The organism is Salinigranum salinum (assembly GCF_009176545.1).
Taxonomy (GTDB): Archaea; Halobacteriota; Halobacteria; order Halobacteriales; family Haloferacaceae; genus Salinigranum; species Salinigranum salinum.
In genome coordinates, this window is record NZ_VTOJ01000001.1 from 1 (window position 1) to 12574 (window position 12574).

A 12574-nucleotide genomic window follows, 5' to 3' on the forward strand; every position below is an offset into this window, starting at 1 on the left:
CCCCGGTGGGTGGTCCGAACGCGAGCGCGGATCGGAGGTGACCGAGCCGCAGTCGCAGTGTGTCGTTCGCGTTCCATCGAAACGCCGTGTCGTACTTAAGCCCGTCGGAGTGCGACGGGGGTCGAGTGGGCGGCGTGGATGGAGACACACCCGGAGTGACCCGGGTGCGTTCGTCGCATTAGCTGGAAAGCCGGGGGAACATAAAAGGCCGTCGAACGAGAGCGGCTACGGCAGTCGGTTTCACGGTACACCGACGCATAAACCCGTGCAAACACGTCGCACGGGTAGAGAGCCACCTGTAGTGTTCGGCACGCGAAGACAGAGGAGATTCACCAGCGAACGGCGAGTGGTGTGTCGCGCGGCTGGAGGTCGGCCGGTCATCCCGCGCGTCGCGCGTGAGGTCGGACCGAGTGGTGGCCGCGCGTGCGTGGGTGCCCACGCGAGAGATATAAGCCCACGCGTTCCCCGTCGGCGACGGACGGGGCCGCGCGTGCGCGAAACGGACACGGAATCGAGACGACGAACGGGACGAACCCACGACGGGAAGTTCGCACGCGGCCGCGCGACCCGTCTCGAAGGCGGTCACGGTCGGGAAACAGTAACCAGGTAGGTACCAGTCGGCCGCCAGTCCGGCCCGGGACGCAGTATGAGATGGCCGTTCGGCACCCCGTGTAGACAACACTTATGTATATCCTATGTCGAAGCATCGGGTAGACACCCCCGATGGTCCGGAAAAAGAAGCTCAGCCCGAGTGGCGCAAAAGACGAGAACGGTGAGTACCACAACGTTCACGTCAACCTCCACGAGGACGAACTCACGGTCGCGGGCATGGAGATCGGCGACGAGGTGTTCGTCCGAGTTCGAGACGGGAAGATCATCATCCAGAAAGCGGATCCGGACGACGTGGAACACGACTTCTGACCCGGTGGTGAGACGACACGATCGGACCAGGAGCGGAAAGCCCCGTCACGGCCGCACGGTGGCGGGAGTGCGATGAGTCTCTACGACCTCGTACGTCCAGCCCTGTTCTCGCTCCCCGCCGAGACGGCACACGAGACGGGGATGACGGCGTTGCGCGCGGCACAGGGGACCCCGATCGAGCGACTCGCACGACGCCGGCTCCGCGTCGACGACGAACGCCTCTCGGTGGCGGCGTTCGGCCGGTCGTTCCCGAACCCCATCGGCGTCGCGGCGGGATTCGACAAGAACGCCACGGTGCCGAGGATGCTCGCCGCGCTGGGCTTCGGTCACGTGGAGATCGGTGGTGTGACCGCCGAACGACAGGCAGGAAACCCCAGACCACGGATGTTTCGTCTCCGTGCGGATCGTGCGATCGTTAACCGAATGGGGTTCAACAACCACGGAGCCGAGGCGGTGGGCGAACGACTCGCGACCGCTCGACTCCCGGACGTCCCGGTCGGCCTCAACGTCGGGAAGTCGAAGTCGACACCTCTCGAAGCGGCCGCCGGCGACTACGAGTACACCTTCGAGCGCTGTGGTGACGCCGTCGACTACACGGTCGTAAACGTCTCCAGCCCGAACACACCCGGCCTCCGCGAACTCCAGCACCGCGACGCGCTCGAATCGATACTCGGGACGCTCCTCGACGCGGGTGCCCGCCCGCTCCTCGTGAAGCTCTCGCCGGACCTGGCGGCGGAAGCGGTCGACGAGGCGCTCACCGTCGTCGACGATCTCGACCTCGACGGCGTCGTCGCGACGAACACGACCACGGCACGACCACGGAGCCTCCGGTCGCCCGAACAGGCCGAACGCGGCGGCCTCTCGGGGAAGCCGCTCGAACCCGTGGCGACCGACTTCGTCGCGCGCGTCGCCCGGCAGACGGACGTGCCCATCGTCGGCGTCGGCGGCGTCTCCGACGCGCAGGGTGCGTACGCGAAGATCAGAGCGGGGGCGAGCCTCGTCCAACTTTACACGGCGCTCGTCTACGAGGGGCCGACCGTCGCCCGGGAGATCAACCGCGGACTCCTGGAACTGCTCGAAGACGACGGGTTCGATCACGTCTCCGAGGCGGTCGGCGTCGACTGCTGAGTCGAGACCGCCGAGACGTCACCGGACGCTCCGGAGCGTACTCGAAGGGGGAAGGGAAAGGGGGGATTCGGGCCGGTGGGGATGCCTGGGAGGTTCCGTGGCCCGGACGTGAAACCTCCGTGGTGTGTCCCTCAATGTTGGGACGACATACTGTATCATCAGGAGTGACCTATCTCTTGTCCCGACGCTGTGAGGTCGTTCAAATGGGGGCGATAATCTTGGACGAAAACCGGAGAATCGTCCGGTCGAGACGGTCGGAGAACGAGAGACAACTCAGTTCCGAACGATGACGACGGCGTCGTCCGCCTCGACCATCTCGCCCGCGCCGGTGTATCGGCGCTCCTCTTCGACGGAGAACATCTCGTCGGTGAGTTCGACGCCCGCCACACGGAGAGTCCCGTCGACGATCTCGTAGTCGCCCGTCTCGATGGCGGCGTCGATCTCCGAGACCGTGTTCCCGAATTCGGGCCCGACGAGGGCGTAGTCGAGGTCGATCCCCGTCACCACGGACTCGATGGGCGGCTCCTCGTCGGTCGTCTCCAGGTCACCGACGTGCATCACCCGCTGGATGTCCGCTTCGAAGCCGGTGACGTCCCCGTACACCGTGACGCCGTCGAGGTCGGCGTTCATCGACAGCTGGTTGTCGGACTTGTACCGGCGGAGGGCACTCACGACCGAGAGCGCGGTCTCGCCCGCCGCGACGTCGGCGTCGAGCCCCAGCGGATCGGGCCACGAGGTGCGGTGGACGCTCCCGTCGCCGTGCATGTCCCGCCAGAGCTCCTCCGTGATGTGTGCGAGGAACGGCGCGAACAGCTGGAGGAACCGGCGGTGGGCGACCTGGAGCGTGTACGCGGCGGACGGATCGTCACCCTCCCGGAGCCGCTGTTTCGCGATCTCGAGGTAGTCGTCGCAGAACGTGTGCCAGAAGAAGCTCCGGAGGCGGTCGCGGGCCTTCGAGAACTCGTACGCCGCCATCCGCGCCGTGACGGTCTCGATCTCGTCGTCGAGCGACGCGAGCAGCCAGCGGTCCAGTTCCTGGAGGTCGTCGTGGTCGACGTCGACCGGGTCGTCGGGGGTGAGCGAGTCGACCAGTTTCGAGGCGTTCCAGAGCTTGCGGAGCAGCTTCTCGCCCGCGCGGAGCCCCTTCTCCTTGTACGGGAGGTCGTCCCCCACGGCGCTGCCGGCGGCCCAGTAGCGGGCGGCGTCGACGGGGAACTTCGCGACGACCTCGTCGGGTGCGACGATGTTACCCTTGGATTTGGACATCTTCTCGCGGTTCTCGTCCAGCACCATCCCGTTGATCATCACGCTGTCGAACGGCACCTCGCCGGTGTGTTCGTAACACTTGACCACCGTGTGGAAGAGCCAGAAGGAGATGATGTCGTGGCCCTGTGGCCGGAGATTCACGGGGTACAGTTCCCCGCGCTCGACGGCCATCTCTTCGGATTCGGGATCCCACTCCCAGCCCGCGTTAATCAAAGGCGTGAGCGACGAGGTAGCCCAGGTGTCGAAGACGTCGTCCTCGGGGACGAACGCGGTGTGACCGCAGTCGGGGCAGGCGTCGACCGGCGGCTCGTCCTGCAGCGGATCCACCGGCAGCTGGTCGCGCTCGGCCATCACGGCGTGGTCGCACTCGGCGCAGTACCAGACCGGGAACGGGATCCCCGACGACCGCTGTCGGGAGATCGACCAGTCCCACTGGAGCCCCTCGATCCAGTTTCGATAGCGAGTGAACATCTTCTCGGGGTACCAGTCCATCTCCCTCCCCGCGTCGAGATACTCATCCTTCTTGTCGAGGAGTTTGATGTACCACTGCTCTGCGACGAGGAACTCGATGCTCGTCCCACAGCGTTCGTGGACGTTCACCGTGTGCGTGATGGCGCGCGTGTCGAGGAGCGCGCCGACGTCGTCGAGGTCGGCGACGATAGCCTCGCGAGCCTCGTCGGCGGAGAGGCCCGCGTACTCGTCGGCCTCGTCGGTCATCGTCCCGGACTCGTCGATGGCGATCCGGAGGTCGAGGTCGTGCGCCTGGTACCACTCGATGTCGGTCTGGTCGCCGAACGTACAGCACATGACGACCCCCGACCCGGTCTCCATGTCGACGCGTTCGTCCGCGAGGATGGGCACCTCCTGCCCGAAGAGCGGGATCCGTGCGTGGTTGCCCACGAGGTGCTGGTTCGCGTCGTCGTCGGGGTGGACGAACACCGAGACGCAAGCGGGCAGCAGTTCGGGCCGCGTCGTCGAGATGGTGAACGTCTCCGGGAGCGCCTCGCCCTCGTCCGCTTCGACGACCTCGAACGCGATGTCGTGGAAGTGACTGGGCTGTTCGTCGTCCTCGGTCTCGACCTGTGAGATGGCGGTCTCGCACTCCGGGCACCAGATGGTCGGGGCGCGCTGGCGGTACTCACGGCCCTGCTCGTAGAGGTCGAGGAACGACAGCTGCGAGATGCGCTGGACCTCGGGCGAGATGGTCTGGTACGTCTCCGACCAGTCGATCGAGATCCCCAGGTTCTGCATCTTCTCCGTGAACTCGGCCTCGTACTCCTGACAGACCTCGCGGCACATCCGCTGGAACTCGCGACGGTCGTACTCCTGGTGGCGGACGCCGAGTTCGTCCTCGGTCAGGCGCTCGGAGGCGATCCCGTTGTCGTCGTAGCCGAACGGGAAGAAGACGTCGTCGCCGCGCATCCGATTGAACCGGGCGACGAAGTCCTGGAGCGTAAAGCCGTAGACGTGTCCCCAGTGGAGGCTCCCCGACACCGTCGGCGGCGGCGAGTCGATGGAGAAGACGGTGTTCGGATCTACCGCCTCGCCGTCGTAGGCGTAGGTGTCCTCGCGGACCCACTGGTCTTGCCACTTGGCCTCGACGGTGTCCGGGTCGTATTCTCCGCTCGGCATTCTCGCGTGGGTCTACCACGTGCGCGCCTGTTAAACGACTCGATTGTGCCGTCACGGTCGTTCCAAGGCGTCTGGGGCGAAGCGCGAGCCAGCGGGCGACCGACTCACCGGAGCGCGGCGAGCCCGGTGTCGAGATCGGCGATCAGGTCCTCGACGTTCTCGACGCCGACCGAGAGCCGGACCAGCGCGTCCGTGATGCCGAGCGCGGCACGGTCGTCGGGAGAGAGCGGCGAGTGCGTCATCGTCGCGGGGTGTTCGACGAGGCTCTCGACCCCGCCGAGGCTCACGGCCAGCGGGAACGCCGAGAGCGACCCGAGGAACGTCGTAACTCCCTCAAGGTCGGCGTCGACCTCGAACGAGAGCATCCCGCCGAAGCCGTCCATCTGCCGGGCCGCGAGGTCGTGCTGCGGGTGCGAGGGGAGTCCCGGATAGTGGACGTCGGTCACGCGGGGATGGTCGGCGAGGAACGCCGCGATGGCCCGGGCGTTGGCCTCGTGGCGCTCCATTCGAAGGGGAAGCGTCTTGATCCCGCGGAGGGTGAGAAACGAGTCGAACGGCGAGAGGACGTTCCCCATCCCGACCTGCTGGAGGAAGCCGATCTCGTCGGCGAGACAGGCGTCGTCGGTGACGACGGCGCCGCCGACCGAGTCCGAGTGGCCGTTGAGGTACTTCGTCGTTGAGTGGACCACCAGGTCGGCACCGAGTTCGAGCGGGCGCTGGAGGACGGGGCTGGCGAACGTGTTGTCGACGCCGAGCACCGCGCCCGCGTCGTGGGCGAGCTCCGCGATCGCCTCGACGTCACAGAGGCGCATCAGCGGGTTGGTGGGCGTCTCCATCCAGACGAGGCTCGTCTCCGCGGAGAGCGCAGACGCGACGGCCGCGGGGTCGCGGGCGTCGACGAACGAGACGTCGACGCCGAGCCGTGCTTCGAACAGGCGCGTGAGCATCGTCTTCGTCCCGCCGTAGAGGTCCTCGAACGCGACGACGTGGCCGCCGGGTTCGACACAGGCCATCACGGTAGCCACGATGGCCGACGTCCCCGAGGCGAACGCCATCGCGTGCTGGCCGCCCTCGAGCGACGCCAGCCTGTGTTCGAGCGCGTTGCGCGTGGGGTTCGACAGCCGCGAGTAGAGGTACTCCCCGGCGTCGGGATCGAGGTCCTCGAGGCTCGCGTCGGGGTCGATATCGTCGACCGCGTACGTGGAGGTGAGGTGGATCGGGACGACGACGTCCTCGGCGACCATCGGCTGTCTCCCGCCGCCGTGCGTCACCGAACGCGTATCGAAGTGCGAGTCGGGGGGCATCGATCGAAATACGCCACCATACCCCGTAACTGTTTTGTCGTTGTTCAACAAAATTGCATTATAATATTAAAATATGAGATTATTACCCTTGTGAATAAGAGGGCGTCGGGGGCCCGGAGCCGTCGCGGTCGGGGGCCGTCAGATCCGGAGGTGTGCCGGCGGATCGACGGCCTCGAGCTGTTCGAGCAGTCCCAGGCGGTTCTCCTCGAGCCAGATCTCCGCGATCCGGCCGTCTTCGATCCGGTACATCGCCATCCCGGTCCACTCGACCGTGTGGCCGGTCGGGTCGACGTCGCGGTACTCCTCCGAGTGTGTCCCGCTGACGCGGTACCGGACTGCGACAGTGTCGCCCTCGGCGACCATCGCTTCGGTCGTGCCCGAGTAGTCCGGGAACACCTCGAAGTGTGCCTGGAGGAAGTCGACGATCTCGTCGACGCCGTGCAGCTCGTCGTGGACGCCGTGCTCGACGACGTCCTCGGCGAGGAGTTCCGCGAGCGTCTCGTGATCCCGGTCGTTGAACGCGTTCAGATACCGTCGGACGAGGTCCTTGTGTTCGGCTGGTGTCGTCATGATCTCTCCCCGTACGGGCGCTCCGGTGGCTGTCGTGGCCGTCCGGGTCGTCGGGAGCGCCACTCGAAAATGTCTACTCGGAAGACGTTAATTGTTACCACGACTCGCGGGTGAGGGTTCCGAGGCACGGGAGTGCCGACGTCGGCGTGTTCGCGTCGCTCGCACAGCCTCGAGCGAAATCGCAGGGCAGGAACCCGACCACACTCGCTCAGTCGAGCGCCTCGAGCGCGAACTCGAACGCCGCCACCGGCAGTTCGAGGTCGTGTTCGACCAGCACCGCGGGGTGGACCTCGCCGACGACCCCGACCTCGGTGCCATCGATCACGACGCTCGCGGCGCGGCCGGGGATGAACGTCGGATGCTCCGTGTGGGGCGTCTCCAGACCGACGTCGAAGTCGCGGCAGATCGCCGCGAGCCGCGCCTTCGCGTCCTCGTACGTCGCGTCGTGTCGGGCGAGGACGCCCGCGACGTGTCTGGACTCGGCGACGCCGGTCGACTCGGTCTCGTCCGCGTGGGCGACGAGGCCGATCTCCGCGAGGTCCTGCGGGTACGACCGGTGGGTGTTGTTCTCCAGCACCATCAGGAGCGAGGGTAGGGCCCACGTCCGGAGCATCGTGTAGTCCTCGCTGTACGGTTCGGTGATGGTGACGGCCTCGCTCCCACCGAGCGCCGCGTCGCCCTCGGTGAGGCGCATCCGGTCGTAGTTTTCGGCTTCGGAGATCATGTGGAAGTTCAGGAGATCTTCGAAGCCCAGCCCCACCAGGGAAGCGCGGGCCGCGTTCTCCAGTCGCGACCGCCCGTGGCGGCCGCCGACGGTGGAGACGTCGGGGTATCGGGGGTCGAGGTCGTTGAAGCCGTACGCCCGACCCACGTCGTCGATCAGGTCGAGCGGGTGGAGCACGTCCACGCGGTACGGGGGGATCTCCACCTCGTACGTGATCGGATCGTCGAGGGTGTACGTCGCGTCAAGGCCCGAACGCTCGAAGAGGTCGACCACCTCCTCGCGGTCGAGGGCGACGCCCAGCATCGACTCGATGCGGTCGTGTGACACCGTCTTCTGATCGACCGAGAAGTCCGGACGCACGAGGCTGGCACCGTCGTCGGGGACCGTGGTCCCGTCGGCGTACTCGACGTGCACCTCCTCGATGGTCGCACCCCTTGCGGAGAGGGCGTAGCAGATGATGGTGCACATCCGGTCGATCGTCCACTGGTCCGTCCCCGTGAGTTCGACGAGGAGTTCGCGCGAGTCGGTGTCGACCTCGGTCCGGCGGCCGTTGATGACCGGCGGGAACGAGAACAGCCCGAGTTCGTCGTAGATGGCCGGGTAGCGGTCGTAGTCGGCGACGAGATCGGCGTACTGCGTCCCCGTCTGATGCTGTTCGAGCACCTCGGCGGGCGTCAGTTCGGCGTTCGAGTCCAGCGGGACGAAGCGGTCGCCGTCGGGAGCGACTCCCCGATAGGTGATCGTGTTGTTACCGCCCTCGTCGGAGAGGACTTCCCCCTTGATCATCGCGAGGTCGTGGATCCCGATAGCTCCCTTCGCCCGTTTGCGACCCATCGTCGCGTGCAGTTTCTCCTGGAGCTGGATGAGCGACTCGAGGCCCGCCTCGTCGAGATCTACCCCCCGAACGATGGCGCCCGTGACGTACGGCCGCTCGTCGGGGACCGACTCGTCGACCTCGATGGTCCAGTCGGGGTCGTTCGTCTTCGGGACCGCGACGCCCCGGTCCGACCCGTACTGGTAGCGGAGCGAGCGGGCGACGCCCTCGACGGAGAGGCGGTCGAGACGGTCGGGGCCGAACTCCAGCTGCATCTTGCCGTCCTCCGTTTCGCCCTCGTACTCCAGCCCGAGCGCGAACAGGTCCTCTTTGAACGCCTCTTCGGACTTGCCCTCGCCCGTGAGCCGCCGCAGTTCGTCGACCGAAACGTCGACGACGGGCATCAGTGCAACACCTCCGTCTCCCGCAGGAGGTCCAGATCACACAGCGTCCCGTGGACGTCGCGGATGTCGTCGAAGCCGTAGATGAGCATCAGCAGGCGTTCGAGCGCGAGCCCCCACGCCATCACGTCGCACTCGACGCCCAGCGGCCGCAGCACCTCGTCGCGGAACATTCCCGAGTTCCCGATCTCGATGAGTTCCCCCGTCTCCGGATGGCTGCCGAACAGCTCGAACGACGGCTCGGTGTAGGGGTTGTAGTGGGGTTTGAACTGGATGTCCGTGATGCCGAACTGGCTGTAGAACTCGGTGAACGTGCCCATCAGGTCCCTGACCGAGAGGTCCTCGGCCATCACCCACCCCTCGATCTGGAAGAACTCCAGCAGATGCGTCGGGTCGAGCGTGTCGTTGCGGTACACCTTCTCGACCGAGAAGTACCGCTGCGGTGGCTCGAGGTCGCCGACCTCGTGCCCCGAGAGGTACCGCATCGACAGCGAGGTGGTGTGGCCGCGGAGGTCGACCTCTCTGGCGACCGCCTCGGTCCACGGCGAGTGGTAGCCGTCGCCGTCCTCGCCTTCACCCTCGCGGTGGGCGTCCGCGACGCGGGCGACCAGGTCTTCGGGGAGGTCCTTCATCGGCGGGACGTCCAGCGCGAACTGGTCCCAGTGGGTCCGGGCGGGGTGGTCCTGTGGCATGAACAGGCAGTCGTTGATCCAGAACTCCGCGTCGGCGTGTGGCCCGTCCATCTCCTGAAACCCCATCCCGACGAGCACGTCCTTGACGCGCTCGGCGGTCTGCCGGAGGATGTGCGTCTTCCCGCCTCGCAGCCGGGGAGCGTCCGCCTCGACGTTGTACTCGGTGAACTCGACGTCGCGCCACTCGCCGGAGGTCAGGAGGTCGGGGGTGAGCCGATCGACGGTCTCCGCGGCCTCGACCCCCTCGAGCATGACGGTGTCGACGCCCGCGTCGGTCAGGACGACGGAACGGATCGTGTGCTCGTGCCGCTCGACGAGGTTGCGGGACGCGAGCTGGTCGAGGACGGAGTCGTCGAGGTCGGCGTCACCCGCCGCGAGCGCCGCGAGCGCCGCCGCCTCGAGGTCCGAATCGGGGTCGGCGTCCGCCGCCGAGAGCTGGCCCGCGTCGATGGTGCCGTACCCTTTCCGGGCGAGGTTCGCGAGCGCCACGTCGACCTCGTCGCCGTCGAGGTCGGCCGCCCCGAGGACCGCCCCCAGAGAGACGGGGTCGTCGCGCGCGCCGGCGTCGACCGCGGCGCGGTACAGCCGGAGTTCGGGGAGCCCGGCGTCGACGTACCGTTCCCCTTCGTCGGTGAGGTCGTAGTCGACGGCGGTCTCCTCGGTGACGGTGACGAGCCCCTCGTCTTCGAGGTCGAACGCCGCGCCGGTGACCGTCTCGGGTTTGAGCCCCGTTTCGGCGGCGAGGTCGTCGATGGTCTGTGCGTCGTCGGCCGAGACGGTCGTGATGACCGCGTGCTGGGCTTCCGGGAGTGTGCGTGTCATGTGTCGGATCGCGTGGGTGGCGTGAGGTTCGCTGGATGGTGGAGCGTCCGGTCGTCAGTTAGCCGTTGCGGGTTTCGGTCGCGTGAAATGCGCCGTCGAGGGCGTCGGTTTCGCCCGGCGCGTCCCCTCGGACGCGAGCGGGGTCCGCCGACGGTCAGCCCGCGAAGAAGAAGCCGAACCCCGGAGCCAGTGGCTGGGGAGCGGTACGCCGCGTGTGGGGTTCGGACACCATGTGTTGTGTGAGTCGCTCGCGCGAACAAAAACGTTGTGAGTGGACGGCGCGCTACGGGATGTCCAGCGTCGGGCAGCGCTCCGGTATCGTGCAGGCGAGTGCCAGGGACGAGCGAGCAGTCACGGGCCGTGGTCGAACCGGGGACGACAGCCGCCTCCGACCCCCTCGATTCGTCGGCGCTCCGCTCGGCCGCCACGCGTGGGTGAGGAAGAGCCGACCGATCCGAGGGAAACGTCTCGAGTATCGAGTGTCGAGTGTCGAACGGCCGAAGAAGTCGAGACCGGCGAGAGAGACCAGACCGTCGAAAGAGCCGAACGGATCGAAGGCGAGAAGCAGCGTGCTCAGGGTGACTCGGCCTCGATGACGGCCGAGAGGTGCTCGAGCTCGGTCGACAGCAGTCGAACCACGTCGTCGAGCGTGACGATCCCGACGATGACGCCGCCGTCGTCGACGACGGGGATACGCCGGACGCTCGCGTCGGCCATCCGTTCCGTGAGCTCCAGCACGCCCGCGCTGGACGGCAGCGTCAGCGGCTCCGACGCCATCACGTCCGCGGCGGTGAGCGTCGCCGGGTCGGCCTCGTGAGCCACCGTCAGCGCGATGTCGCGGTCGGTGACGATCCCCACGACCCGATTCTCCTCGGTGATGACGACGCTCCCGACGCCCTTGTCGTTCATCGTGTTCGCCAGCACTTCGACGGTCGTATCCGGACCGGCCGTCTCGACGCCCCTGATTGCAATGTCCTTGAGTGTCATCTCGATCACCGAGCGGGGGTTGACGCGGCGAGGGGATAGCCGTCGGTGGTCGTTCTCAGCCGTCGGGAACCCGAGAGACTCGGCGATCAGGGGGACCCCGGACGAACGAAGGGGGGAGTCAGGCGACGTTCTGTTCGTCCTCGCTCTCGCCGTGTTCGAACCGCTCGCCGGCGAGCCGCGAGATGTCGAGGAGCGACGCTTCCCCGTCGAGACACAGCTCGGCGACGAGTTTGCCCGTGGCGGGCGAGTGCTGGAAGCCGTGGCCCGAGAAGCCGCCTGCCGTGACGACGCCGGGTTTCGAGCGCTCGACGATCGGGTGGTGGTCGGGCGTGACGGCGTACAGCCCAGCCCAGCCCCGGACGATGCCGCTCTCGGGGCCGAAGTAGCCCGCCGTGTCGGCCGCGCACTCGACCGCCTCCACGGCCCAGTCGAGGTCCATACCGGTGTCGTAGTCGTCGGGGTCGACGTCGGGGTCCTCGTCGGCGAAGTGGCCGCCGACGAGCGCCTGTCCCTCGCGTTCGGGGCGGAAGTACGACCCCGTGTCGAGGTCGATCGTGAGCGGGACCGACTCCGGGACGGGCGTCTCGGGCGCGACGACGGCCACCTGGCGACGGCGGGGGGCGATCGGGAGATCCAGCCCGACCAGCGAGCCGACGCGCCGGGCCCACGCGCCGGCGGCGTTGACGAAGACGTCGGCGTCGAGCCGTTCGTCGGGGGTGTCGACCGTCACGTCGGCCGTCACGGGGTCGCCCGTTTCCTCGATCTCGACGCCGAGGACGGGCGTCTTCGTCCTGATCTCCGCCCCGGCCTCCCGGGCGGCCCCCGAGAAGCCCTGGAGCGCGAGGTGAGGGTCGGCGAAGCCGTCGGTCGGCGAGTAGGTCGCCCCGTGGAACGCCTCGGCGTGGAGTTCGGGGCAGTGTTCGCGCGCCGCGTCGGGCGAGAGGAACTCGCTGGGGACGCCGAGGTCGTTCTGCATCCGGACCTGCTCGCGGAACCGCTCGGCCGTCTCCGCGCTCCGGGCGAGGAAGAGGTAGCCGGAGCGACGGTGCGCGATGTCGACGCCGAACGCCGTCTCGAACTCGTCCCACACCTCGAGCGAGGCGAGCGAGAGTCGGACGTTCACCTCGGTGGAGAACTGCGCGCGGATCCCGCCGGCGGAACGGTCGGTGTTGCCGCTCCCGAGCGAACCCGCCTCGCAGACGGTCACTTCGGCACCGCGACGAGCCAGGTAGTGGGCGGCGGCGAGACCGACGACCCCACCGCCGCAGACGACGACGTGCACGCTCGGTATCGAGGGGCGGAGGTGATGAAGG

9 protein-coding genes are annotated in these 12574 nt (G+C 67.5%); 2 read left to right on the forward strand and 7 right to left on the reverse strand.

Features of this window, described 5'->3' with window-relative positions; translation table 11 throughout:
- Positions 1–723: 723 nt before the first annotated feature.
- Positions 724–921 carry a hypothetical protein gene (locus tag FZP69_RS00005; RefSeq protein ID WP_152039355.1) on the forward strand — a complete coding sequence of 66 codons (198 nt, stop codon included), beginning with the start codon at positions 724–726 and terminating at the stop codon, positions 919–921.
- A gap of 72 nt (positions 922–993) precedes the next feature.
- Positions 994–2049 carry a quinone-dependent dihydroorotate dehydrogenase gene (locus FZP69_RS00010; RefSeq protein ID WP_152039356.1) on the forward strand — a complete coding sequence of 352 codons (1056 nt, stop codon included), beginning with the start codon at positions 994–996 and terminating at the stop codon, positions 2047–2049.
- Positions 2050–2322: 273 nt separating this feature from the next.
- On the opposite strand, the gene FZP69_RS00015 is transcribed toward FZP69_RS00010, so the two are convergent.
- The 7 genes from FZP69_RS00015 to FZP69_RS00045 form a co-directional block, all read right to left on the reverse strand.
- Positions 2323–4947, reverse strand: a complete 2625-nt coding sequence (locus tag FZP69_RS00015) for a valine--tRNA ligase (RefSeq protein ID WP_152039357.1) — start codon at positions 4945–4947, stop codon at positions 2323–2325.
- A 104-nt stretch (positions 4948–5051) separates the two neighbouring features.
- Entirely contained in the window at positions 5052–6251 is a 1200-nt protein-coding gene (locus FZP69_RS00020) for a trans-sulfuration enzyme family protein (protein WP_152039358.1), read from the reverse strand.
- Between the two features lie 138 nt (positions 6252–6389).
- Positions 6390–6821 carry an ester cyclase gene (locus FZP69_RS00025; RefSeq protein ID WP_152039359.1) on the reverse strand — a complete coding sequence of 144 codons (432 nt, stop codon included), beginning with the start codon at positions 6819–6821 and terminating at the stop codon, positions 6390–6392.
- A 208-nt stretch (positions 6822–7029) separates the two neighbouring features.
- Complete coding sequence (pheT, locus tag FZP69_RS00030; protein ID WP_152039360.1) at positions 7030–8763, reverse strand: phenylalanine--tRNA ligase subunit beta; 1734 nt, start codon at positions 8761–8763, stop codon at positions 7030–7032.
- Positions 8763–10274, reverse strand: a complete 1512-nt coding sequence (gene pheS, locus FZP69_RS00035; protein ID WP_152039361.1) for a phenylalanine--tRNA ligase subunit alpha — start codon at positions 10272–10274, stop codon at positions 8763–8765. Before pheS ends, pheT begins: the two co-directional genes overlap by 1 nt.
- A 573-nt stretch (positions 10275–10847) precedes the next feature.
- A complete protein-coding gene (locus tag FZP69_RS00040; RefSeq protein ID WP_152039362.1) occupies positions 10848–11261 on the reverse strand; it encodes a CBS domain-containing protein in 414 nt (137 codons plus the stop codon).
- Positions 11262–11379: 118 nt separating this feature from the next.
- Positions 11380–12543 (reverse strand): NAD(P)/FAD-dependent oxidoreductase, encoded by a 1164-nt coding sequence (locus tag FZP69_RS00045; protein WP_152039363.1) that lies wholly within the window; start codon positions 12541–12543, stop codon positions 11380–11382.
- Between the last annotated feature and the right edge of the window lie 31 nt (positions 12544–12574).